This is a genomic window from Bordetella saccharivorans (assembly GCF_045862855.1).
Lineage (GTDB): Bacteria > Pseudomonadota > Gammaproteobacteria > Burkholderiales > Burkholderiaceae_B > Bordetella_A > Bordetella_A petrii_F.
Window position 1 is genome coordinate 803,214 of sequence record NZ_BAAFZO010000001.1, and the last position, 22,818, is coordinate 826,031.

At 70.0% G+C, this 22,818-nt stretch carries 21 protein-coding genes and 1 tRNA gene; 11 read left to right on the plus strand and 11 right to left on the minus strand.

Annotated features, from left to right (window positions below; translation table 11 throughout):
* Positions 1-13: 13 nt before the first annotated feature.
* The 8 genes from ACKTT0_RS03860 to ACKTT0_RS03895 form a co-directional block, all read right to left on the minus strand.
* Complete coding sequence (locus ACKTT0_RS03860) at positions 14-784, minus strand: CPBP family glutamic-type intramembrane protease (protein ID WP_407852379.1); 771 nt, start codon at positions 782-784, stop codon at positions 14-16.
* On the minus strand, positions 781-1,377 hold the full coding sequence (gene pth, locus ACKTT0_RS03865) for an aminoacyl-tRNA hydrolase (RefSeq protein WP_407848272.1): 597 nt from the start codon (positions 1,375-1,377) through the stop codon (positions 781-783). Before pth ends, ACKTT0_RS03860 begins: the two co-directional genes overlap by 4 nt.
* Before the next feature lie 93 nt (positions 1,378-1,470).
* A complete protein-coding gene (locus ACKTT0_RS03870) occupies positions 1,471-2,094 on the minus strand; it encodes a 50S ribosomal protein L25/general stress protein Ctc (RefSeq protein WP_407848274.1) in 624 nt (207 codons plus the stop codon).
* A gap of 133 nt (positions 2,095-2,227) precedes the next feature.
* Complete coding sequence (locus tag ACKTT0_RS03875) at positions 2,228-3,178, minus strand: ribose-phosphate pyrophosphokinase (RefSeq protein WP_028352630.1); 951 nt, start codon at positions 3,176-3,178, stop codon at positions 2,228-2,230.
* Positions 3,179-3,308: 130 nt separating this feature from the next.
* A tRNA-Gln gene (locus ACKTT0_RS03880) sits at positions 3,309-3,385 on the minus strand.
* 1 nt (position 3,386) lies between these two features.
* A complete protein-coding gene (gene ispE, locus ACKTT0_RS03885) occupies positions 3,387-4,316 on the minus strand; it encodes a 4-(cytidine 5'-diphospho)-2-C-methyl-D-erythritol kinase (RefSeq protein WP_407848276.1) in 930 nt (309 codons plus the stop codon).
* A gap of 9 nt (positions 4,317-4,325) precedes the next feature.
* Positions 4,326-4,907 carry a lipoprotein insertase outer membrane protein LolB gene (gene lolB, locus ACKTT0_RS03890; protein ID WP_407852380.1) on the minus strand — a complete coding sequence of 194 codons (582 nt, stop codon included), beginning with the start codon at positions 4,905-4,907 and terminating at the stop codon, positions 4,326-4,328.
* Positions 4,908-4,921: 14 nt separating this feature from the next.
* Positions 4,922-6,808 carry a tetratricopeptide repeat protein gene (locus ACKTT0_RS03895; RefSeq protein WP_407848278.1) on the minus strand — a complete coding sequence of 629 codons (1,887 nt, stop codon included), beginning with the start codon at positions 6,806-6,808 and terminating at the stop codon, positions 4,922-4,924.
* Between ACKTT0_RS03895 and mutM the strand changes: the two genes are divergently transcribed.
* The 5 genes from mutM (at position 6,807) to ACKTT0_RS03920 (ending at position 12,901) form a co-directional block, all read left to right on the plus strand.
* Entirely contained in the window at positions 6,807-7,634 is an 828-nt protein-coding gene (mutM, locus tag ACKTT0_RS03900) for a bifunctional DNA-formamidopyrimidine glycosylase/DNA-(apurinic or apyrimidinic site) lyase (protein WP_407848280.1), read from the plus strand. The two genes, ACKTT0_RS03895 and mutM, sit on opposite strands and share 2 nt — an antisense overlap.
* 159 nt (positions 7,635-7,793) lie before the next feature.
* The gene (locus ACKTT0_RS03905; protein ID WP_407848282.1) at positions 7,794-8,747 is read left to right on the plus strand and encodes an MBL fold metallo-hydrolase; all 954 of its coding nucleotides are present in this window, start codon (positions 7,794-7,796) and stop codon (positions 8,745-8,747) included.
* A gap of 90 nt (positions 8,748-8,837) precedes the next feature.
* Positions 8,838-10,517, plus strand: a complete 1,680-nt coding sequence (locus ACKTT0_RS03910) for an FAD-dependent oxidoreductase (protein ID WP_407848284.1) — start codon at positions 8,838-8,840, stop codon at positions 10,515-10,517.
* 14 nt (positions 10,518-10,531) lie between these two features.
* The gene (locus ACKTT0_RS03915) at positions 10,532-10,741 is read left to right on the plus strand and encodes a DUF2783 domain-containing protein (RefSeq protein ID WP_407848285.1); all 210 of its coding nucleotides are present in this window, start codon (positions 10,532-10,534) and stop codon (positions 10,739-10,741) included.
* 168 nt (positions 10,742-10,909) lie between these two features.
* Positions 10,910-12,901, plus strand: a complete 1,992-nt coding sequence (locus tag ACKTT0_RS03920; RefSeq protein ID WP_407848287.1) for a methyl-accepting chemotaxis protein — start codon at positions 10,910-10,912, stop codon at positions 12,899-12,901.
* Here the strand turns inward: ACKTT0_RS03920 and ACKTT0_RS03925 are convergent.
* Positions 12,861-13,763: a LysR family transcriptional regulator gene (locus ACKTT0_RS03925; RefSeq protein WP_407848289.1), complete on the minus strand. Its 903-nt coding sequence runs from the start codon at positions 13,761-13,763 to the stop codon at positions 12,861-12,863. The two genes, ACKTT0_RS03920 and ACKTT0_RS03925, sit on opposite strands and share 41 nt — an antisense overlap.
* Positions 13,764-13,862: 99 nt before the next feature.
* Between ACKTT0_RS03925 and ACKTT0_RS03930 the strand changes: the two genes are divergently transcribed.
* From ACKTT0_RS03930 to ACKTT0_RS03945, 4 genes are read left to right on the plus strand one after another with little or no spacing between them, the layout of a single operon-like run.
* Entirely contained in the window at positions 13,863-14,516 is a 654-nt protein-coding gene (locus ACKTT0_RS03930; RefSeq protein WP_407848291.1) for an HAD-IA family hydrolase, read from the plus strand.
* A gap of 15 nt (positions 14,517-14,531) precedes the next feature.
* Positions 14,532-15,524, plus strand: a complete 993-nt coding sequence (locus ACKTT0_RS03935) for a tripartite tricarboxylate transporter substrate-binding protein (protein WP_407848293.1) — start codon at positions 14,532-14,534, stop codon at positions 15,522-15,524.
* 25 nt (positions 15,525-15,549) lie between these two features.
* On the plus strand, positions 15,550-16,698 hold the full coding sequence (locus ACKTT0_RS03940) for a DSD1 family PLP-dependent enzyme (protein ID WP_407848294.1): 1,149 nt from the start codon (positions 15,550-15,552) through the stop codon (positions 16,696-16,698).
* Positions 16,699-16,738: 40 nt separating this feature from the next.
* Positions 16,739-17,134, plus strand: coding sequence for a RidA family protein (locus tag ACKTT0_RS03945; RefSeq protein WP_407848296.1), 396 nt, complete (start codon positions 16,739-16,741; stop codon positions 17,132-17,134).
* A 17-nt stretch (positions 17,135-17,151) separates the two neighbouring features.
* Here the strand turns inward: ACKTT0_RS03945 and ACKTT0_RS03950 are convergent, their stop codons facing one another.
* Positions 17,152-18,060 (minus strand): LysR family transcriptional regulator, encoded by a 909-nt coding sequence (locus tag ACKTT0_RS03950; protein WP_028352643.1) that lies wholly within the window; start codon positions 18,058-18,060, stop codon positions 17,152-17,154.
* A 133-nt stretch (positions 18,061-18,193) separates the two neighbouring features.
* On the opposite strand from ACKTT0_RS03950, the gene hmgA reads away from it, so the two are divergent.
* Both hmgA and fahA read left to right on the plus strand, forming a co-directional pair.
* Complete coding sequence (hmgA, locus tag ACKTT0_RS03955; protein ID WP_407848298.1) at positions 18,194-19,495, plus strand: homogentisate 1,2-dioxygenase; 1,302 nt, start codon at positions 18,194-18,196, stop codon at positions 19,493-19,495.
* A 10-nt stretch (positions 19,496-19,505) separates the two neighbouring features.
* Positions 19,506-20,819 (plus strand): fumarylacetoacetase, encoded by a 1,314-nt coding sequence (fahA, locus tag ACKTT0_RS03960; protein ID WP_407848300.1) that lies wholly within the window; start codon positions 19,506-19,508, stop codon positions 20,817-20,819.
* Between the two features lie 31 nt (positions 20,820-20,850).
* Here fahA and ACKTT0_RS03965 read toward each other — a convergent pair whose 3' ends face one another.
* Complete coding sequence (locus ACKTT0_RS03965; protein ID WP_407848302.1) at positions 20,851-22,749, minus strand: LTA synthase family protein; 1,899 nt, start codon at positions 22,747-22,749, stop codon at positions 20,851-20,853.
* Between the last annotated feature and the right edge of the window lie 69 nt (positions 22,750-22,818).

A 22,818-nucleotide genomic window follows, 5' to 3' on the forward strand; every position in this document is an offset into this window, starting at 1 on the left:
GGGCGCCCCCGCCCTACTTTGGCAGCCCCACCATCAGCCAGATCAGCAGCATGGGCCCGGCGTTGAACAGGCCGTGCAGCGCCACCGACGCCCCGATGCCGCGCCGCACGCGGATCCAGCCCAGCACCAGGCCGGTGGCCCACTGCGGCAGCACCAGCAGCGGCAGCATCCAGTACGCGACATCGGCCAGCACGAAATTGTTCAGGTGCACCAGCGCGAACGCCAGGCCGGACAGGTGGAACACCCGGCCGAAGTGCATCCGGTAATGGCGGCGCCAGGCCATCCGCGGGCGCGTGCGCGCCGCCCTGCCGCGCCGCAGCGGCAGGCAGGCCAGCAGCACCACCGCGGCCGCCCAGGCCAGCGTCCAGCCGTGCACGCCCCACAGCAGCGGCGGCAGGATGGTGGGGCAGACCCACAAGGCCTGCACGGGGCGCCGCAAGCCGTAGCGGAACAGCATTTCTTCGATCAGCGGCGCCCACAGCACCGCGGTCAGCCAGGGGATGGCGGACGGGTCCAGGCGATGCACCGCGCCGCCGGCGCCGGCGGCGGTGACCGCGATCGGCCCCAGGGCGAAGAAATTCAGGCCCCACAGCACCGCCGCCCAGCCCAGCAGCCGGCGCGGCGAGACGTCGGGCAGCCAATCGTTGCGCAACTGGTTGGACGAACGCCGGCCGGGCAGGCGGCGCAGGTCGGGGGCGAACAGGAAACGCCAGAAATCGGCCAGTTCGTCGCGGAAGCGCGGTTTGCGGGGCGCGGCCGCCGATGTCGCAGCCATGCCGCTCAGGCCCCGTTGCCGCTGTGCAGTTGGCGCGTGGCCAGCGCGAAATCGCCGTCCAGCATGGCCGGCACCACGGCGCGGCAACGCTGGATGACGTCGTCGATGGCGCCCTGCTCGTCGCGGCGCGGCGGGTGCAGCACGAAGTCGGCCACCTGCTGCGCCAGCCCCAGCGTGCGCGGATGGCCGATGCCGATGCGCAGGCGCCAGAAAGCGGGGCTGCCCAGGGCGGCCTGGATATCCTTCAGGCCGTTGTGCCCGGCATGCCCGCCGCCCTGCTTGAGCTTGACCTGGCCGGGCAGCAGGTCGAGCTCGTCGTGCAGCACCAGCACCTGCTCGGGCGCCAGCTTGTAGAAGCGCGCCAGCGCGCCCACGGCCTGGCCGGAGCGGTTCATGTAGGTGATGGGCTTGAGCAGCAGCACGCTGTCGCCGCCGCGCCGTGCCTTGGCCACCAAGCCGTGGAAGCCCTTTTCCAGCGCGAAGCTGGCGCGCAGGTCGTCGGCCAGGTGGTCGGCCAGCCAGAAGCCGGCGTTGTGGCGGGTGGTTTCGTAGTCGGGCCCCGGGTTGCCCAGGCCGACGATCAGGCGGATGGCGGTAGACATGATGGGCATCTTTAAAACATAAAAAACCCCGCGCATGCAACTCGCATGCGCAGGGTTTCCGTTCTGGCGTCCGGCGCGGACCGGCGCCGCGGCTTAGGCGGCGGGGGTTTCGCCAGCGGGCGCGTCGCCTTCTTCTTCAGCGGACGCAGCGCCGCCGCCCTTGACCAGCGCCGAGGCCAGCACCGGGTTGGCGTCGCCGCCGTGCGCGACGTAGGTCACGCCCTTGGGCAGCTTGACGTCGGCCAGGTGGATCGAGGCGCCGCCCAGCAGGTTGCCCAGGTCGACTTCGATGAACTGCGGCAGCGCCGAAGGCAGGCAGGTGATTTCCAGTTCGGTCATCACGTGGCTGATGATGGCGTTGCTGAGCTTGACCGCCGGCGAGGTCTCGCCGTTGATGAAGTGCAGCGGCACCTTGGTGTGCAGGGCCTGGTTGGCGTCGACGCGCTGGAAGTCGACGTGCAGGACTTGCGGCTTGTAGGCGTGCCATTGAACCGCACGCAGCAGCACGGGCTCTTCCTTGCCGTCGAACTGCATCTGCAGGATCGAGGCGTGGAATTCTTCCTTGCGCAGGGCGTGGTAGATCTCGTTGTGGTCGAGTTCGATGTTCAGGGGGGCAGCCGTACCACCATAGACAATGGCGGGAACGCGGCCCGCGCGGCGCAGGCGGCGGCTCGCACTCGAACCCTGGACGCTACGCGCAGTGGCAGTGAATTTCATGGATGACTCCAGACAATCTGGCAGCGGTGAAGCTGCCGGCTAAGTTGCACGGCACGCGACATGCGTACCGTGTTGTTTGCCTGCCTGCCGCGACCAGCAGGCGGGCAAATTCGAAAATACGGGCTGCGCCGGCTCAGTCGACGAACAGCGAGCTGACCGATTCCGCGTTGGAAATACGCAGGATGGTTTCGCCCAGCAGCGCCGCGCACGAAAGCTGGCGGATCTTGCTGCTGGCCTGGCCTTGTTCGGACAGCGGGATGGTGTCGGTGACGACCAGTTCGTCCAGTTCCGACGCCTCGATGCGGTCGATGGCGCCGCCCGACAGCACGGGGTGCGTGCAGTAGGCGTAGACGGCGCCGGCGCCGCGGTCTTTCAGGGCCTGCGCGGCCTTGCACAGCGTGCCGGCGGTATCGACCATATCATCCATGATGATGCAGGTGCGGCCGTCGACTTCGCCGATGATGTTCATGACTTCCGACACATTGGCGCGCGGGCGCCGCTTGTCGATGATGGCCAGGTCGGCCTCGAGCTGCTTGGCCAGCGCCCGGGCGCGCACCACGCCGCCGATGTCGGGCGACACCACCACCAGGTTGGCGAAATTGCGGCGCCAGATGTCGCCCAGCAGGATCGGCCCGGCGTAGATGTTGTCGACCGGGATATCGAAGAAGCCCTGGATCTGGTCGGCGTGCAGGTCCATGGTCAGCACGCGGTCGACACCGGCGACCTGCAGCATGTTGGCCACCACCTTGGCCGAGATGGCCACGCGCGCCGAACGCGGGCGGCGGTCCTGGCGGGCATAGCCGAAATACGGGATGGCGGCGGTGATGCGGCCGGCCGAGGCACGGCGCAGCGCATCGACCATGACCATGATTTCCATCAGGTTGTCGTTGGTCGGCGCACAGGTGGGCTGCAGCACGAAGACGTCCTTGCCGCGCACGTTCTCGTTGATCTCGACCATGACTTCGCCATCGGAGAAGCGGCCAACCGTCATCTTGCCCAGGGACATGTCGAGATGGTTGACTACGTCCACGGCCAGGCGGGTGTTGGCCGTGCCCGTGAAGATCATGAAGCTGTCGTTTGCCATGATGGAAGCTGCGATGGTCGATTAGGACGCGAACGTTTGCTGCGGCCGGCAAAACCGGCAAATAAAAAAGCTGCTGAACCGTGGCCAGTGTCTGACAGGCGTGTTCAACAGCTTTTTTATTGATATTTGGTGGCTGGGGAGGAAGGATTCGAACCTTCGCATGCCGGAATCAAAATCCGGTGCCTTAACCAGCTTGGCGACTCCCCAACTATCTTGCAATCCAGTTCCGCAACGGATGCTCGGCCAACCCGGGACATACCCGCACCAACCGGAACCCTGCTTGCGCTTGGCTGGTTGATTCACCAGCGACGCGCATTGTAGCGGTAATTTCCTGCTGCGCCAAAACGGCCTGTTGCGGTGTGGCGTACTGGGCGAACAAACACGCGCCAGACCCCGACATGCGGACGTGGGCACCACGCCCCGACAGCCACCGCGCCGCCCGTGAAACCTCAGGATAGCGCCGGTAAACCACCGGTTCCAGGTCGTTCTTGCCAAAAAAGCCCTGGCTCGAGCCGTGGCTCGGTTTTGTGCCGGACTCTTGCGAAGCAAGAAAGTCCGCTATTGTGACTGAAGGTGTGTTCCTTGTCAAATCGGGGTCGGAAAAAATGCCGGCCGTGGGCACGCTGGCGTCGGGCTGGGCCACCAGGTAGGCGGCCGGCGGCAGCTGCAGGGCGGTGAGGATCTCGCCCACGCCCTCGGCGAAGGCCGATTGGCCGAACACGAACACCGGCACGTCGGCGCCCAGCGGCAAGGCCAGCGCCATCAGGTCGCGGCGCGACAGGCCGGTGTTCCACAGGCGGTTGAGCGCGATCAGGGTGGAGGCGGCATCGCTGGAGCCGCCGCCCAAGCCGCCGCCCTGCGGAATGCGCTTTTCCAGCCCGATGGTGACGCCCTGCCGGACGCCGGTGGCTTGTTGCAGGGCGCGCGCCGCGCGCACGGTCAGGTCCTGGTCGGCCGGCACGCCGGGCAGTTCGGCGGCGCGTTCGATGCGGCCGTCGGCGCGCGCCTCGAAGTGCAGCGTGTCGCACAGGTCGATGAAGCGGAAGACGGTCTGCAACAGGTGGTAGCCGTCGGGACGGCGGCCCACCACGTGCAGGAACAGGTTCAGCTTGGCCGGCGCGGGTACGTCGTACAGCATGGCCGGCGGTCAGGGCTGGCTGACGGCCAGCCGGACCATGATGCGCCGCCCCGGCTCGCTGCGCTGGAGCACCAGCAGCCCGGGGCCGAGATTGTCGTAGCGCGACAGCCGCGCATGCCAGCCGTCCTGCTGGAAAGCCGCCGGGCGGCCCTGCTCGTCGCGCTGCATGCCGGCCACCGGGGTATCGTCCGCCACCCGGCCGCGCAGCCAGTCGCGCAGGCTGGCCACCGGCACGGGGCCGCCCAGCGCCTCTTCGGCCAGCGCGTCGGGGGTATCGGCTTCGAGCCGGGTGCCGTCGGCCTTGGTCAGCGTGGCGCGCCCCGGGCCGCCTTCGACGCGGGCCTCGGTGGAGCCGAGCGGATTGGTGAGGTCCAGCACGTAGCGGCGGCCGTCGTCGCGCCAGGTGAAACCGCCCTGCACCGCCTGCTGCTGGCCGCCGGCCTCGGTGACCGTGATGGCGAAACGGCCGCTGCGCGAGAAGGCGCCGTCGGCCGTGCCGGAAGGCGCGTCCGGCACGCTGGCGCAAGCCGCCAGCAACGCGCACAGCCCGCCGGCCAGCCAGCCGCGCAGCCAGGCGCGGCGCGGCGCCATGCCCGCGGCCGCGCTCACAGCGAGACCCCCAGACGCTTGGCGGTATCCAGCAGCGTGCGGTTCTTGGGATCCTTCTGGAAGCCGGCGCGCAGCAGCTCTTCGGCCTGCTGGCGCTTGCCCTCGGACCAGAACACCTCGGCCAGGTGCGCCGCGATGTCGGCCTCGGGGCGCTGCGCATAGGCGCGCGACAGGTACTCGGCGGCGGCCTGGCGGTCGCCCATGCGGAATTTGACCCAGCCCATGCTGTCGAGGATGAACGGGTCGTCGGGCAGCAGTTCCAGGGCCTGGGTGATCAGGTCGAGCGCCTCCGGCAGGCGCTGGTTGCGGTCGGCCAGCGTGTAGCCCAGGGCGTTGTAGGCGTGGGCATGGTCGGGGTCGAGGGCGATCACCTGCCGCAGCTGCGTTTCGAGTTCGTCGTAGCGGCCCTGGCGCTCGTACAGCATGGCCAGTTCGTACTTGATCTCGACCGTATCGGGCTGCGCCTGGTTGGCGGCCTCGAGCGTGGCCACCGCCTGGTCGAGGCGATCGGCGTCGCGCAGGATCTGCGCCTTGGTCAGCACCCCCTGCACCTGGTCGTCCTCGTCGTGCGGCTGTGCGGCGTCGATCATGGCCAGCGCGTCGTCGATGCGCCCCTGCTTGGCGCGCAGCGCGGCCTGGCGCATCTGCGCGGAATAGCGCAGCGCCGGATCGTCGATCTGGCCGAGCTGGGCGATGGCTTCGTCGTAGCGGCCCTGGTCCTCGGCGATGCGCGACAGCAGCACCCGCGCGTCGGCCTCGGCGGCGGGCGCATCGGAGGCGCCGGCCACGATCGATTCCTGGCGCTGGTTCTGCACGTCCAGGTATTGCTGCAGCAGGCTGCGGGCCTGGTCCTTGCGGCCGGCCTTGTAGGCCAGCTGCGCCTGCATGAACAGCAGGTCGAAGTCCTCGGGCGAGCGGCGCGACATGGCCTGCAGTTCCGCCAGCGCGCTGTCGTAGTCGCCGCGCTCGGCCATCTGGCCGGCCAGCGCCAGGTGCAGCTTGCGGGCATCCGGATGCTTGGCCAGGAAGGCGCGCGCCTCGGTCTCGGCGCGGCGCGGGTCGACGCGGGCGCCGTATTCGAGCACGCGCTGGGCGGCCGCCTCGGAGTGCGGGTCGGCCGCCAGCGCGGCGCGGGCCTCGTCGGCGGCGCGACCGTAGTCGCCCGCGGCCTGCGCCACATCGGCCAGGGCCAGGTGCGCCGCGGGCAGCTTGCGCACCGGCGGGCTGAGCGACTCGTCGAGGATGCGCAGGGCCAGGCGGCGGTCGTTCAGGCGCGCCAGCACGCCCAGCGCCTGGGAAATCGCGGCGGGCTTGTCGTCCGCCGCGTCGATGCGCTGGCGCAGCGCCGCCGCCAGGCCGGACGTCTGGCCATTGGCGGCGGCCAGCGCCAATTCGGTGGAGCTGGCCTCGATGTCGCTGGGCGCCAGGCGGGCCCATTCGCGCGCCGCGTCAAGCGCCCCCGGCAGGTTGCCGCCCGCCAGCTGGAATTCCAGCGCGCGCCGGGCCAGGCGCGGGTCGCCGGTCTCGCGGGCCAGGTTCGCCAGCGTGGAGGCCGCCGTGCTGTACATGCCGCGCTGCGCGGCGATCTCCGAGGCCAGCACGCGATAGAAGATGTCGGCGGTCAGCGAGACGTATGGGATCTGCCCCGGCCGCAGGCGGATGACCTGGGTTTCCGGCGTGCGCGACTGGGGCACCAGGCGCGGCCCGGTGGCATCGCGGCCCGGCCCATCGGCCGCCAGCGCCGGCACCGACTGCAGGCCCGCCAGCGCGAGCGCCAGCACGGTGATTACGGAATGAACTTGTTTGAGCGAGGACTTCACGCGGCCCGTCCGGTTGATGGCACAATCTCTGGTCAAGCAATTGATCATCTTACACTGGCTCATGCCGGAACTTCCCGAAGTCGAAACCACCCGCCGCGGAATCGACGCCGTCATCACGGGCCAGACACTGCGCCGGCTGGTGGTGCGCGAAGCGCGCATGCGCTGGCCCATTCCGGCCGAACTTCCCGCCCTGCTGTCGGACCGCACCGTGCTCGAATGCGCGCGGCGCGGCAAGTACCTGCTGCTGCGCTTCGAACACGGCACGCAGATCGTCCACCTGGGCATGTCGGGGTCGCTGCGCAGCGTGCCGGCCGGCGAAGCGCCGCGCAAGCACGACCACGTCGACTGGGTGTTCGACCACGCCACGCTGCGGCTGCACGACCCGCGCCGCTTCGGCGCCGTGCTGTGGCATCCGGACAGCGCCGGCCCGGTGGCCGCGCACCCGCTGCTGGCGCGGCTGGGCATCGAGCCCTTCGACCCGCGCTTCGACGGCGCCTGGCTGCACAGCCAGTTCCGCGGCCGCAGCGTCGCGGTCAAGCAGGCATTGCTGGCCGGCGACGCGGTAGTGGGCGTGGGCAATATCTACGCCTCCGAAAGCCTGTTCCGCGCCGGCATCGACCCGCGCACGCCGGCGCGCCGCGTTTCGGCGGCGCGCTGCCAGCGGCTGGCCGACATGGTGCGCGCCACCCTGGCCGACGCCCTGGCCTCGGGCGGCAGCACCCTGCGCGACTACGTCGGCGCCAGCGGCCAGCCCGGCAGCTATTTCGAGATCCACGCGGCGGTCTACGAACGCGCCGGCCTGCCCTGCAGGGTGTGCGCCACGCCCATCCGGCGCCTGGTGCAGGGCCAGCGCGCCACTTACTACTGCCCCGCCTGCCAGCGCCGCTAGGGCCTGTTCCCTCTAATAAAGCCCCGCACTGGCCGGCGATCGGGGGCCCGCCCGCCGCCTTGTCGCGCCGGCTGAATTCGTCTATAGCGAATGTATTGCACAAAAACAAATGCCAGGCTATATTGGCCCGCATCAGAAGCCCACATATCAGGAGACGCCGTGAGCAAGCAATTCGCCTCCCACGCCGACCTGGCCGACAAGGTCGTGTCGTTCGAGAAACTATCCGACAACGCCTACGCCTACACCGCCGAAGGCGACCCGAACACCGGCGTCATCATCGGCGACGAGGCCGTCATGGTGGTGGACACCCAGGCCACCCCCGTCATGGCCCAGGACGTCATCCGTCGCATCCGCGAAGTCACCGACAAGCCCATCAAGTACATCCTGCTGTCGCACTACCACGCGGTGCGCGTGTTCGGCGCTTCGGCCTACAACGCCCAGGAAATCCTGGCCAGCCGCGACACCTACGACCTCATCGCCGAGCGCGGCGAACAGGACAAGGCCAGCGAGATCGGCCGCTTCCCGCGCCTGTTCCGCAACGCCGAGTCGATCCCGCCCGGGCTGGTCTGGCCCACCATGACCTTCCAGGGCGCCATGACGGTCAACCTGGGCAACCTGGAAGTCCACCTGCTGCAGGTGGGGCGCGGCCACACCAAGGGCGACACCATCGCCTGGCTGCCCGAGCAGAAGATCCTGTTCGCCGGCGACCTGGTCGAGTACCAGTCCACGCCCTATTGCGGCGACGCCTATTTCCGCGACTGGCCCACCACCCTGGACGCGCTGGCCCGCTTCGGCGCCGAAAAGATGGTGCCCGGCCGCGGCCCGGCGCTGAAGAACGCCGCCGAAGTGCGCCAGGGCCTGGCGGGCACGCGCGCCTTCCTGACCGACCTGTACGGCGCGGTCAACCGCGGCGTGGCGCAGGGCAAGGACTTGAAGTCCATCTACCGCGAGGTCTACGACTTCATGCAGCCGCGCTACAGCGACTGGGTCATCTTCGACCACTGCATGCCGTTCGACGTGTCGCGCGCCTATGACGAGGCCACCGGCCACGACCATCCGCGCATCTGGACCGACAAGCGCGACCGGGAAATGTGGCAGCAGCTCGAAGGCTGATTCCCGCATGAGGCCGCGCCAGCGCCCCGCAGAGGGCGCAGCGGCGCGCATGGCGGGCGCAGCGGCGCACCCGCCTACAGGAGACAACGCGTGAGCGACATCGATTACCAGGCGCTGGAGTTCGCCTATCAAAAGCACGCCGACCAGGATTGCCCCGCCCCCGCCAGCCACCGCGTAGTGGTAGTGGGCGCCGGGCCGGTCGGCCTGACCACCGCGCTGGACCTGGCGCAGCGCGGCGTGCCCGTGGTGGTGCTGGACGACGATTACCGGCTGTCGACCGGTTCGCGCGCCATCTGCTTCGCCAAGCGCACACTGGAAATCTGGGACCGCCTGGGCGTGGGCCAGCGCATGGCCGACAAGGGCGTGTCCTGGCACGTGGGCAAGGTGTTCTTCCGCGACCAGGAAGTGTGGCGCTTCGACCTGCTGCCCGAGCCCGGCCATCGCCGCCCCGCCTTCGTCAACCTGCAGCAATATTATGTAGAAGGCTTCCTGCACGAAGCCGCCTGCGCCCACCCGCTGATCGACCTGCGCTGGAAAAGCAAGGTGGTCGGCGTGACGCAGCGCGGCGACGGCGTCGACCTGGCGGTCGAGACGCCCGATGGCACCTATGCCCTGCAGGCCGAGTGGCTGGTCGCCTGCGACGGCGCGCGCTCGCCGGTGCGCAAGCTGCTGGGCCAGGAAAGCCACGGCCGCGTATTCAAGGACCGCTTCCTGATCGCCGACGTCAAGATGACGGCGGACTTCCCCGCCGAACGCTGGTTCTGGTTCGACCCGCCATTCCACCCCAATCAATCCGTGCTGCTGCACATGCAACCCGACAATGTCTGGCGCATCGATTTCCAGCTGGGCTGGAACGCCGACCCGGTCGAGGCGGTCAAGCCGGCCAATGTGCTGCCGCGCATCCGCGCGCTGCTGGGGCCCGATACCCAGTTCGAACTGGAATGGGTCAGCGTCTATACCTTCGCCTGCGAACGCATGGACGCCTTCCGGCACGGCCGGGTGGTGTTCGCGGGCGATGCCGCGCATCGCGTTTCGCCGTTCGGCGCGCGCGGCGCCAACAGCGGCGTGCAGGACGCCGAGAACCTGGCCTGGAAGCTGCAGCTCGTGCTGGCCGGCGCGGCGCCCGAGCGCCTGATCGATTCCTACGCGGCCGAGCGCGAACAGGCGGCCGACGAGAACCTGCTGAACTCCACCCGCTCCACCGACTTCATCACGCCCAAGAGCACGGCCAGCCGTCATTTCCGCAACGCGGTGCTGAACCTGGCGCGCGAACACCCGTTCGCGCGCGCGCTGGTCAACAGCGGGCGCCTGTCGGTGCCCACCACCTACGCGGATTCGCCGCTCAATACGCCGGACGTCGATGCGTTCGACGGCCGCATGGTGCCGGGCGCGGTGGCGCTGGACGCGCCGGTGCGCGATGCCGCCGGCCGCGACGGCTGGTGGCTGTCCTGCCTGGACGGCAGTTTCGTGCTGGCGCTGTTCTGCGGCGCGCGCGCGCCCGCCGCGGCCACCCTGGCTGCCCTGCGCAAACTGGCCGACGGCGCGGTGCCGCTGCGCATCGTGCTGGTGGGCGACGGCAGCGCGCCGCTCGATGCGCCGGCCGACTGCGCCGTGGTCTACGATCACCAGGGCTGCCTGGCGCAGCGCTACGATGCGCGGCCCGGCACCTGCTACCTGCTGCGGCCCGACCAGCACGTCGCGGCGCGCCGCCGCGCGTTCGACCCGGCCGCGCTGGCCGCCGCCGTGACGCGCGCGCTGGGCCAGGCCTGAAGGAGCCCACCGACATGCCCCTGAACATCGACACCAACCTGCCGGCCCCGGACGCCTTCTACGAGGCCCTGATCGACACCCACCGCGACCTGGACGACGTGCAGAGCGCCGAACTGAATGCCGCGCTGATCCTGTTGCTGGCCAACCATATCGGCGACATGGAAGTGCTGCGCGACGCGCTGGCGCGCGCGCGCCGCTCGGTGCTGCCGGACGCGGCTGCTTGAACCTGGCACGGGCGCCGCAAGCCCCGTTGTTTCCATTGATGCCGATCAACCGAGCTCGCACAACATCCCTACAGCCGCCTCGCCAACTGCCGTAAGACAGCCGAAGGAGAAACGCCGGCGCGCCGCTAGTCATGGCGGCGCGCCGGCAGGACGCTAGGCAGACGGGATATGAAACGGTTATTGGGCATGTTGTCGCTGCGGCGGAAATTCATGTTGCTGGGCGGCCTGAGCCTGGCATTGTTCGCCGCCCCATTGTTCTTGTATGGACACGCGTCGTGGCAGGCCGCGTCGCAGAAACGGCTGGAAGCGGCAGGCACATCGCCGATCGGCAGACTGCTGAACCTGACGCGCGCCATGCAGGCGCATCGGGGATTGTCGAATGTGTACCTGAACGGCGGCCAGCAGGCCGGCGCCGAGCGGCAGGCGCTGGCGCCGTCGGTCGACGCCGGCTTTGAAGAACTGGCCGCCCAGTTGCGCCAGACCCATGCCGACGAGGCCGCGCCGGCGGGCCTGGCCGAGCTGCAGCAGGCGTGGCGGGACTTGCATGCGCGCGTCGCCGCCGGAAACATCGACGCACAAGCCAGCTTTGCGCGGCACACGGAACTGGTGACGCGGCTGCTGCAGTTGAAAGACGAATTGCTGGACCGCTTCCGCTTGAGCGTGGCCAGCGACCTGGCCGAGACCGCGCTGATCGCGACGGCCTACCGTACCCTGCCCGCTGTCGCCGAAGAGCTGGGACTCGTACGGGCGCGCGCATCGGCCGCCCTGCTGAACGACGCCATCTCGGCAACCGACCGCCTGCTGTTGGACACGAGCCTGGCGCGCGTCAATGACGCCAAGGTCACTATCGCGCGCGACCTGGCCCGCGCGCGCGCCGCGAATCCCATGCTGGCCGACGACATCGACTCCGCCGGCGCTCGGATCGAAACCGCGCTGGATGCTTCGATCGCCCTGACACGCACCATGCTGACGCGCATCGCCACGCTGTCCGCCGATGAACGGCGCAGTTTTTTCAGGCAAGCCACCGTCCATCTGGAAACCCTTTACCAGGTCATAGACCAGGTCACGGCATTGACCGCCGGGCTGCTGCTGCGGCAGGTCAGCGCGATCCAGAACGAGCAGGCGCTGCTGTGGGCAGTGCTGGCGGCCCTGGGCGCACTGGCCTGCGTCCTGGCCGTGATGATCACGCGCTCCATCACGCAGCCTCTGTCGCAGGCGGCGGCTTTGGCCGGGCGCGTAGCGGCGGCGGACCTGAGCACGCGCGCTGTGCCGCAAGGCCGGGACGAGGTCGCACGCTTGCTGGAGGCACTGAACGACATGAGCGCGGGATTGAGCGCCACCGTGCGCGGCGTGAAGTCCAGTGCGGGGGCCATCGAAGTCGCGGCGCGCGAGATCGCCGCCGGCAACCAGGATTTGTCGCGACGCACCGAGGAACAAGCCTGCAGCCTGGAGCAGACGGCGGCCTCGATGGAACAGTTCACCGCCACTGCGCGGCAGAACGCGGCCAACGCGCTGGCAGCGCGTGATCGCTCCGCCAGCGCGGCGGAACTGGCCGATCATGGCGGCGCCGTCACGCGCGAAGCCACCGCCGCCATCAACGCGGTGCAGGAAAGCGCGGGCAGGATCGGCGAGATCATCGCCGTCATCGAAGGCATTGCCTTCCAGACGAACATTCTTGCGCTGAACGCGTCAGTCGAGGCGGCCAGGGCCGGCGAGCAAGGCAAAGGCTTTGCCGTGGTCGCCAATGAAGTGCGCAGCCTGGCGCAGAAATCCGCGATGGCGGCACGGGAAATCAAGACGCTGATCCAGCACTCGGTGAAGCAGATCGACGAGGGAGCGGGCAAAGCCGCGCGGGCCGGCGTGGCCATCGACGACCTGGTGGCGGAAATCCGCGAGGTGGCCGCCATCGTCGCGAAAATCGGCATCGCCGTGGAAGAACAGACCCAGGGCCTCGAGCAGGTCAACCATGCTGTCTCGCAGATGGACGATATTACTCAGCAGAACGCGGCGCTGGTCGAGGAGGCGTCGGCAGCATCCGAAAACCTGCTGGATCAGGCCGCCGCGATGAACCGCCTCATGATGGCGTTCGTGCTGGGCGAGGACATCATCCCCGGCGCTGTCATCCGACTCGCTCGTCCAGGCATTCCAGCAAGGCCTTGACCCGCGCGCTGCGGCCCTTGCGGCCCGGCACCAAAAGCATGACCGGCGCGGCGTCGAGCTGCCAGGCCGGCAGCACCCGCACCAGCGTGCCGCGCGTCACCGCGGCCTCGGCGTCCCATTGCGACCGCACCACCAGGCCCAGGCCTTGCTCGGCCCAGGCCCGCGCCACGTTGCCGTCGTTGGAGACATAGGCGGGCGTCACGCGCACCGTCTCGAAAGCCTTCTGCCCCGCCGCGCGCCTGCCGGGCCGCCGGAAGCGCCACAGCGTGGCATCTTCATCGTTTTCGCGGATGCAGATGCAGCGGTGCCGCAGCAGGTCGCGCGGCTCGCGCGGCGTGCCGTGGTCCTGCAGGTACTGCGGGCTGGCGCACAGCCAGCGCGCATTGGCGGCCAGCCGGCGCGTCACCCAGGACGAATCGCGCACCGCGCCGATGTGCACCACCGCGTCGGCGTCGTGATGGTCGGGCCACGGCGTCTCGCGCAGATCCAGTTGCACGCGCAAGTCGGGATGGCGCAGCGCCAGGCGCGCCAGCACGGGCGCGATATGGCGCCGGCCGTAGCCAAATGGCGCGGCGATGTGCAGCGTGCCGGTCAGCCGGCTGTCGTCGCGCTGCAGCGACTCGGGCAGCGCGCGCAATTGCGCCAGCAGCGCCGCCGCCTCGCGCGCGAAGCGCTCGCCCTCGGGCGTCAGGCTCAGGCGGCGCGCGGTGCGCACCGCCAGGGCCAGCCCCAGCCCGGCCTCCAGCTTGCGCAACCGCATCGACAGCGCGGGCGGTGTCACATTCAACGCGCGGGCCGCTGCGCTCAACGACGGCGCCTGCGCCAATGCCGCCGCCAGCTCCAGGTCTTCGATCCTGATCATTCAGCGATGCTTAACGATTGATGAAGAACCATTAAATCACGACCGTAGTTATCCGCCCTATAGTCCCGCCATTGCCTGATCCCAACCTGGAGCGTTTTCATGTCCGCTGTGCCTGCATCTTACCCGCGCGCCGTGCTGTTCGACCTGCTCACGGCGCTGCTCGATTCCTGGACCGTCTGGAACACGGCGGCAGGCTCGGAAGCGGCCGGCCGGGCCTGGCGCGCCGAGTACCTGCGCCTGACCTACGGCTGCGGCCGCTACGTGCCTTATGAAGAACTGGTGCGCCAGGCGGCGCGCGCGGTCGACCTGCCCGACAGCGCGCCGGCCGCGCTGGAGGCCGGCTGGCACGGGCTGCCGCCCTGGGACGGCGCGCGCGCCCTGCTGCAGGCCCTGCGCCCGCACTGCAAGCTGGCGGTGGTGACCAACTGTTCACAGCGGCTGGGCCATCAGGCCGCGGCGCTGCTGGGCATCGATTGGGACGTCGTCGTGACATCGGAGCAGGCCGGCTATTACAAGCCCGATCCGCGCCCCTACCAGATGGCGCTGGATACGCTGCAGGTGGCGCCGGCCGATGCGGCCTTCGTGGCCGGTTCGGGCTATGACCTGTTCGGCACCGCGCGCGTCGGCTTGCGCACTTACTGGCACAACCGGGTCGGCCTGGCCCTGCCGCAAGGCGCGCCCGCGCCCGAACTGCAATCGCCCACCCTGGACGCCGCGCTGCCCTGGCTGCAGGCCTTCCGCCGCGCGTCCTGATCCCCGGAGCAAGCCATGATCCGCCTTCCCTGCCACATCGCGGCGCTGGCCGCCCTGGCCCTGCTGTGCGGGCTCGCCGCGCCGGCCCACGCGCAGCAGGCCGACTACCCGCGACGCCCCGTCACGCTGGTGGTGCCGTTCCCGCCCGGCGGGCCGAGCGACGCGCTGGCGCGCGGTTTCGCGCAGCAGATGGGCAACCGGCTCGGCCAGCCGATCGTGGTGGAAAACGTCGGCGGCGCCGGCGGCACCATCGGCCTGCAGCGCGCGGCCCGCGCGGCGCCCGACGGCTATACCCTGGCGTTCGGCACGCTGGGCACCCATGTGGCCAATGCGGCTGTCTATCCCAGGCTGCCCTACGATCCGCTGGCCGACTTCCTGCCGGTCGGCCTGGCCGGCTCGGCGCCCATGCTGCTGCTGGCGCGCGCCGACTTTGCCGCGCAGGACCTGCCGCAGTTCGCCGCCTGGCTGGCGGCCCGGGACGGCCAGGCCACCTACGGCAGCGCCGGCGTCGGCTCGATCTCGCATTACGGCTGCGTGCTGCTGCTGGCGGCGCTCGGGCAGCCCGCCACGCACGTCCCGTATCGCGGCGTGGCGCCGGCCATCAGCGACCTGATGGGCGGACAGACCGATTTCATGTGCGACCAGACCACCACCTCGCTGCCGCAGATCGCCGGCGGCAAGCTCAAGGCCATTGCGGTACTCTCGGACACGCGCCTGCCGCAATTGCCCGGCGTCGCCACCGCGGCGGAAGCGGGCCACGCGCTCGACCTGCGCTCCTGGAACGCCATCTTCGCGCCGCGCGGCACGCCCGAGCCGATCATGGCGCGGCTGCGCCAGGCCTTGCAGGACGCCGCCGCCGATCCCGGCTTCGGCGCGCAGATGCGGGCCGTCGGCGTGGACCTGCCGCACGGCCCGGCGGCGCAGCCGCAGGCGGTGACGACCCTGATCGAGCGCGGCCTGCGCGACGACGTGCCGGCCCTCAAGGCCCGGCAGGAATTCCTGAACTGAGGCGCCCCGCGCCATTCATCGCACCATGACCATGCCCACCCACCCCCTGGAAACCCTGGACACCCCGGCCGCCATCATCGATGTGGCGCGCATGCAGGCCAACATCGCCCGCATGCAACAGCGCATGGATACGCTCGGCGTCGCCCTGCGGCCACACGTGAAGACCAGCAAGTGCACGCCCGTGGCGCAGGCCCAGCTGGCCGCCGGCGCGCGGGGCGTGACGGTGTCGACGCTGAAAGAGGCCGAGCAGTTCTTCGAGGCCGGCATCGGCGACATCCTGTACGCCGTCGGCATGGCCGAACACCGCCTGCCGGCGGCCCTGGCGCTGCGCCGGCGCGGCTGCGACCTGAAGATCATCACCGACAACAGCGCCGCCGCACGCGCCATCGCCGCTTTCGGGCGCGAGCATGGCGAGCGCTTCGAAGTGTGGATCGAGATCGACACCGACGGCCACCGCTCCGGCATCAAGCCCGAGGAGGCCGCGCTGCTGGACGTGGGCGCCGTCCTGCACGCGGGCGGCATGCAGCTGGGCGGCGTCATGACGCACGCCGGCTCGAGCTACGACCTGGACACTCCCGAGGCGCTGGCGGCCATGGCCGAACAGGAACGCGCCGGCTGCGTGCGCGCCGCCGAACGCCTGCGCGCCGCCGGCCTGCCATGCCCGGTGGTCAGCGTGGGCTCGACGCCGACCGCGCTGTCGGCCGCGCAGTTGCGAGGAGTAACCGAAGTGCGCGCCGGGGTCTATGTCTTCTTCGACCTGGTCATGCACAACATCGGCGTTTGCCGCACCGACGAGCTGGCGCTGAGCGTGCTGACCACGGTGATCGGCCACCAGGCCGAGAAAGGCTGGGTGATCGTCGATGCCGGCTGGATGGCGATGAGCCGCGACCAGGGCACGCGCAAGCAGAAGCAGGACTTCGGCTACGGCCAGGCCTGCACGCTGGATGGCGCCCTGTTGCCGGGCTATACCCTGATCGGCGCCAACCAGGAACACGGCATCCTGGCTGCCGCCGCCGCGCCGGCCGGCGAGGACGTGGCGGCGCGCTTCCCGATCGGCACGCGCCTGCGCATCCTGCCCAACCATGCCTGCGCCACCGGCGCGCAATTCCCGCAATACCACGCCCTGTCGCCCGACGGCGGCCTGCGGGCCTGGGACCGCGCGCACGGCTGGTAGCCGCGCCGTTACTGACCAACTTGCCGGAGACCCGACCACCATGACCGACCGCGATTCCGCCCCCCGCTACCTGTCGCCCGCCGCGCTGGCCCTGCCCGGCGGCCACTACAGCCATGCCTGCGTGGCCAATGGCATGGTCTACGTCTCGGGCCAGTTGCCGATCCGGCCCGACGGCGCGCTGCTGGCCGACGCGCCGTTCGACACCCAGGCGCGCCAGGCGCTCGCCAATGTGACGGCCGCGCTGGCGGCCGCCGGCAGCGGCATCGGGCGGCTGGTGCAAGTGCGGGTATACGTGGATAGCGTCGAGAATTGGCCGGCCTTCAACGCCGTGTATGCCGAATGGGCGGGCGCGGCGCGGCCGGCGCGCGCCGTAGTGCCGACCGGGCCGCTGCATCATGGTTGCAAGGTGGAAATCGAGGCCGTGGCGCTGGCCTGAGCGCCCGCCGGCCGCGCTCAGGCGGCGTCGGCGAAAGTCTCGATCACCACCCCGCGCAGCCATTGGTTGCCGCTGTCGCGGTGAAAGCGGCGATGCCAGTACAGGTTGGTCTGCAGGGCCGGCACGCGCACCGGCGGGGTCAGCATGCCTAGCTGGAAGTGCGGCGCCGCGCTGGCCGCCAGCTTGCGCGGCACGGTGGCCAGCAGGTCGGTGCTGCCGACGATGTACGGCACGGCCGCGAAATGCGGCACGCTGAAATGCGCATCCAGCGCCACGCCGGCCTTCTCCAGCGACTGGTTGACCTGCCCGTAGGGCGCCGCGCGCGACACCACCAGGTGGCGCTCGGCCCGGAACGCCTTCAGCCCCATGCCCTCGTGCGCGGTCGGGTGGCCGCGCCGGAACAGCGTGGCGTAGCCCTGGCGGAACAGCATGCGCTGCATGATGCCGCTGCCCAGGTCCTCGAACGCGCCGATCGCGAGATCGACGCGGCCGGCATCCATCTCGCGGCGCAAGTCGGCGCCCAGCAGGCGCAATGAATCGATGCGCACGCCTGGCGCGCGGCGCGCGCACTGCTCCATCAGCTGTGGCATGAAGTGGATCTCGCCCACGTCCGACATGGCGATGCGGAAGCGCCGCTGGCTGGCGGCGGGACGGAAGTCATGGGTGGCGTCCAGCGTATGCGACAGCAGCGCCAGCGCCTCGCCCACCGGGCCGCCCAGGCGTTCGGCCTGCGGTGTGGGCTGCATGCCCTGCGGCGTACGCACGAACAAGTCGTCGCCCAGCGCGGCGCGCAGGCGCCGCAAGGCGTTGCTGACGGCCGGCTGGGACAGGTCGAGCCGCCGTGCCACGGCCGAGATATTGCGCTCTTCGAGCAGGTGCTGGAACACCACCAGCAGGTTCAGATCGAGATTGCGCAATTCGGCCATGGCTGCTCCTATATTCATGAAAGTTATAGTCGATATTTTTGTATTCCCATAGCCAGGGATGGCGGTTTTGCGGAAAATGACCGCTGCACGTACGCCGCGCGGCCTGATCGCGCGCGTCACAGGAGACCCCGCCATGTCCTTGCAATACCAATCCGGCTTCGGCAACGATTGGGCCACCGAAGCCCTGCCCGGCGCGCTGCCGGTGGGCCGCAACTCGCCCCAGCGCTGCCCGTACGGGCTGTATGCCGAACAGTTGTCCGGCACCGCGTTCACGGCGCCGCGCGCCGAGAACCGCCGGTCCTGGCTGTACCGCATCCGCCCGGCGGTCCAGCACCGGCCCTTCGAACCGTTCACCGGCGCCGCGCGCTGGCTGAGCGACTTCGGCGCCGGCCCGGTCACTCCCAACCAGCTGCGCTGGAGCCCGCCGCCCATGCCCGACGCGCCCACCGATTTCATCGAAGGCGTGCAGACCTGGGGCGGCAACGGCGCGCCCGGCGAGCACAGCGGCGTGGGCATCCACTTGTATGCCGCCAACCGCTCGATGCAGGGCCGCTTCTTCTACAACGCCGACGGCGAGCTGCTGATCGTGCCGCAGCAAGGCCGGCTGCGCCTGGCCACCGAGCTGGGCCTGATCGACGTCGAGCCGCTCGAGATCGCCGTCATTCCGCGCGGCGTGCGCGTGCGCATCGAACTGCCCGACGGCCAGGCGCGCGGCTACATGCTGGAAAACTTCGGCGCCGCGCTGCGGCTGCCCGAACTGGGCCCGATCGGCTCGAACTGCCTGGCCAATGCGCGCGACTTCCAGACGCCGGTGGCCTGGTACGAAGACGTCGAGGGCGACTTCGAACTGATCGGCAAGTTCACCGGCGGGTTCTGGCGCGCGCCCATCGACCACTCGCCGCTGGATGTGGTGGCCTGGCACGGTACCCACGCGCCGTACAAGTACGACCTGCGCCACTTCAACCCCATCGGCTCGATCAGCTTCGACCATCCCGACCCGTCCATCTTCACCGTGCTGACCGCCCCCTCGGACACGCCGGGCACGGCCAACATGGATTTCGCCATTTTCCCCCCGCGCGTGCTGGCCATGGAAGACACCTTCCGCCCGCCCTGGTTCCACCGCAACGTGGCCAGCGAGTTCATGGGCCTGATTCACGGCGTCTACGACGCCAAGGCCGACGGCTTCGCGCCGGGCGGCGCCAGCCTGCACAACTGCATGAGCGGCCACGGACCGGACGCCGGCACCTTCGAGAAAGCCACGGCCGCCGATACCCGGCAGGCGCACTACATCCGCGATACGATGGCGTTCATGTTCGAGACGCGCCGCGTCATCCGCCCCACCGCGCAGGCGCTGGCGAGCCCGCAGCTGCAGCGCGACTATTACGAATGCTGGCAGGGGCTGAAGAAGCACTTCGACCCCGCCAAGCCCAACTGACCGACAGCCCATGACCACTCTGAACGAAACCCACGACGCCAACCTGACCAGCTGGGTGGCCAGCGCCAACGCCGAAGGCGCCGGCTTCCCGGTGCAGAACCTGCCCTACGCCGTGTTCCGCCGGCGCGGCAGCCAGGAAGCGTTCCGCCCGGGCGTCGCCATCGGCGACCGCATCCTCGACCTGGCGGCCCTGGCGGAACTGCAGGTATTCGAGGGCCAGGCCGGCGCAGCCCTGGCCGCCTGCACGGCGGACAGCCTGAACCCGCTGATGGCGCTGGGCCGCGCCCACTGGAGCGCGCTGCGCCTGGCGCTGTCACGCGCGCTGCGCAGCGGCGCGGCGCTGCAGGCCCGCCTCGAGCCGCTGCTGGTGGCCCAGGCCGAGGCCGAATACACCACGCCCGCGCGCATCGGCGACTACACCGATTTCTATATCTCGCTGCACCACGCCACCGCGGTCGGCAAGCAGTTCCGTCCGGACAACCCGCTGCTGCCCAACTACAAATGGGTGCCCATTGGCTACCACGGCCGCGCCTCCAGCATCGGCGTCGAGCAGCGCTTTCCGCGCCCGGTCGGCCAGACCCGTCCCGCCGCCGAGGGTGGGCCGCCGCAGTTCGGCCCGTGCCAGCGGCTCGACTACGAACTGGAACTGGGGGTGTTCGTCGGCACCGGCAACGCGCAGGGCGAGCGCATCGCCCTGGACCAGGCCGATGACCACGTGTTCGGCCTGTGCATCCTCAACGACTGGTCGGCGCGCGACATCCAGGCGTGGGAATACCAGCCGCTGGGGCCGTTCCTGGCCAAGAACTTCGCTTCCACCATCTCGCCGTGGATCGTCACCATGGAAGCGCTGGAGCCGTTCCGCGCAGCCTGGACCCGCGCGGCCGGCGAGCCGCAGCCGCTGCCCTACCTGGCCTCGGAACGCAACCGCGCGCAGGGCGCCTACGACGTGCAGATGGAAGTGCTGCTGACCACCGAGGCCTCGCGCGCCGCGGGCCACCCCCCGGCCCGGCTGTCGTCCAGCAACTTCCGCGACGCCTACTGGAACATCGCGCAACTGCTCGCGCACCACACGGTCAACGGTTGCAACCTGCAGCCCGGCGACCTGCTGGGCACCGGCACGCTGTCCGGCCCGCGGCCCGAGGAAGCGGGCTCGCTGCTCGAACTGACCCAGGGCGGCAAGGCCCCCATCGAACTGCCCTGGGGCGAACAGCGCGTCTTTCTGCAAGACGGCGACCAGGTCATCATCCGCGCCGAATGCCGCAAGCCGGGCTACCCGCGCATCGGCTTCGGCGAATCCGCCGGCACGGTGCTGGCGGCGCGCTGAACGGCCGGGCCCACGCGGGCCCGTGCCGGCGCTACTGGGCGGGCAGCCGGTAGCGCTCTTCCCGGTAGGCCCAGCTGGCCCACAGGGCGTGGGCCAGCGCCTCGTCCACCAGCCCCGGCGGCGCCGCGGTTTCCGCATAACCGTCCTCGCGCTCGAGCGGCGCGCGGCTGTAGCGGTAGGCGCGCGCCGCCTTGCGCGGCTCCAGCACCACCAGCGTATCGCCCTTCAAGTAGCCGAAATTGTCGCCATACTGCATGAGCGCCCGGCCCGGATCGCGGCGGGTCAAGTCGGCCCCGGGCATGGGGTGCGTGCTGTCCAGCCCGATCAGCGACAACAGCGTCGGGCCCATGTCGATCTGGCTGACTAGGCGCTGGTCCTGGCGCGGCGCGACCGTGCCGCCCAGGATCAGCGCCGGGACGCGGAAGTGGCGCACCGGCACGAGGTTGGCGCCGAACACGCGCGAATCGTGGTCGGCGATCACCAGGAACACGGTGTTATCCCAGTACGGGGCGCGGCGCGCTTTCTCGAAGAACTGGCCGAGCGCCCAGTCGGCGTAGCGCACGGTATTCTCCACCGTGGCCGGCTCGCCCACCGGCTGGATACGGCCGGCCGGGTATTCCCAGGGTGAATGATTGCTGACGGAAAACGCCAGCGTGAACGCCGGCCGGTCGCCGTCGGCGCGCAGCAGGCGGTCGAGCTGGTTGAACATGTCCTCGTCCGAGGCGCCCCACGAGCCGACGAAGGCCGGCGCCACGAAAGACTTGCGGTCCACCACTTCCTTGAAGCCATTGCCCAGGAAGAAGCCGCGCATGTTGTCGAAATGCGCCTCGCCGCCGTAGACGAAGCGCGCGTGATAGCCGTGCTGCCCCAGCAACTGGGCCAGGGTGAAAAAGCCGGTCTGCGCGCGCGGCAGCTTCAGCACGGCCTCGGCCACCGAAGGCGGGAACCCCGCCGCCACCGCCTCCAGGCCGCGCACGGAGCGCGTGCCGGTGGCGTAGGCGTGATGGAACATCCAGCCCTGCTGCCCCAACTGGTCCAGGTTGGGCGTCAGGTCGCGGCCGCCCAGGCTGCCGACATACTGCGCGCCCAGGCTTTCTTCCAGGATGATCACCAGGTTCAGCGGCTTGTCGCGCCGCGCGCTCGCCTGCTGGGCGTGCAGCGTGGGCAGGTGCGGGTCGGCGGGCGGCCCTTGCAGGCCGGCCGCCTCGCGCACGATGCGGTTCATTGTGGCCGCGTCCATGGCCGGGTACAGCGCCGCCGACGAACGCTCGTCGCGCAGGCGATAGGCCGCGTCGAACACGTTGTACAGCGAGTTGAGCGCCAGCGTATTGACCATGGCGTCGCCGGAAAACGCCACCATCGACGGGTTGATGGGCCGGTGGCCGAGCGTGCCCCGCGCGGCCAGCACCGTGACCGCGATGATGGCCAGCGAAGCCAGCGGGCGCTTCCACCAGGCCAGCCGGGCGTCGCGCGCCTGGGTCGGGAACAGCCGGGTGGCCAGCCACGCCGCCAGCGCCAGCACCACGAACGCCGCCACCAGCACGCCCTTGTAGCCCTGCCACAGCATGGCGGCGACCTCGCGGGGATGCACCAGGTATTCGAAATACAGGCGGTTCGGCCGCGTGTCGTATTCGGCGATGAACTGCGGCGTGGAGACTTCCAGCAATACGTAAAGCATCCACCACAGGCGGAACCACCACGCCGTCAGGCGTGCCGCCAGCGGCCGGTGGCCCAGCCATGGCGACAGCGCCGCCGGCAGGGCCGCCACCATGGCGAGCAGGCACAGGTCGATGCGCAGACCGCCCGCCATGACCGGCCACAGCCCGCCCGCGTCCTGCACGCGCGGCCATAGCCAGAAGCAAAGAGCCAGCCGGCTCAGGGTCAGGAGCGCCAGGACGGCGACAATGAACCGCAAGGTGAGACTACGCAAGAAGAACTCCGCAATACCGGGCCGGGCATGGCGCGGCGTGGCGGCGCGCCCGGCGGATCCGCCAGCATA

Coding starts and splice junctions, on each gene's coding strand:
- mutM (WP_407848280.1), top strand. CDS start 6,807: ATGCCGGAACTTCCCGAAGTCGAAACCACCCGCCGCGGAATCGACGCC.
- ACKTT0_RS03920 (WP_407848287.1), top strand. CDS start 10,910: ATGAAACGGTTATTGGGCATGTTGTCGCTGCGGCGGAAATTCATGTTG.
- ACKTT0_RS03945 (WP_407848296.1), top strand. CDS start 16,739: ATGACCGACCGCGATTCCGCCCCCCGCTACCTGTCGCCCGCCGCGCTG.
- lolB (WP_407852380.1), bottom strand. CDS start 4,907: ATGGCGCCGCGCCGCGCCTGGCTGCGCGGCTGGCTGGCCGGCGGGCTG.
- ACKTT0_RS03895 (WP_407848278.1), bottom strand. CDS start 6,808: ATGAGCCAGTGTAAGATGATCAATTGCTTGACCAGAGATTGTGCCATC.
- ACKTT0_RS03930 (WP_407848291.1), top strand. CDS start 13,863: ATGTCCGCTGTGCCTGCATCTTACCCGCGCGCCGTGCTGTTCGACCTG.
- ACKTT0_RS03870 (WP_407848274.1), bottom strand. CDS start 2,094: ATGAAATTCACTGCCACTGCGCGTAGCGTCCAGGGTTCGAGTGCGAGC.
- ACKTT0_RS03935 (WP_407848293.1), top strand. CDS start 14,532: ATGATCCGCCTTCCCTGCCACATCGCGGCGCTGGCCGCCCTGGCCCTG.
- ACKTT0_RS03925 (WP_407848289.1), bottom strand. CDS start 13,763: ATGATCAGGATCGAAGACCTGGAGCTGGCGGCGGCATTGGCGCAGGCG.
- fahA (WP_407848300.1), top strand. CDS start 19,506: ATGACCACTCTGAACGAAACCCACGACGCCAACCTGACCAGCTGGGTG.
- ACKTT0_RS03940 (WP_407848294.1), top strand. CDS start 15,550: ATGACCATGCCCACCCACCCCCTGGAAACCCTGGACACCCCGGCCGCC.
- pth (WP_407848272.1), bottom strand. CDS start 1,377: ATGTCTACCGCCATCCGCCTGATCGTCGGCCTGGGCAACCCGGGGCCC.
- ACKTT0_RS03915 (WP_407848285.1), top strand. CDS start 10,532: ATGCCCCTGAACATCGACACCAACCTGCCGGCCCCGGACGCCTTCTAC.
- hmgA (WP_407848298.1), top strand. CDS start 18,194: ATGTCCTTGCAATACCAATCCGGCTTCGGCAACGATTGGGCCACCGAA.
- ACKTT0_RS03875 (WP_028352630.1), bottom strand. CDS start 3,178: ATGGCAAACGACAGCTTCATGATCTTCACGGGCACGGCCAACACCCGC.
- ACKTT0_RS03950 (WP_028352643.1), bottom strand. CDS start 18,060: ATGGCCGAATTGCGCAATCTCGATCTGAACCTGCTGGTGGTGTTCCAG.
- ispE (WP_407848276.1), bottom strand. CDS start 4,316: ATGCTGTACGACGTACCCGCGCCGGCCAAGCTGAACCTGTTCCTGCAC.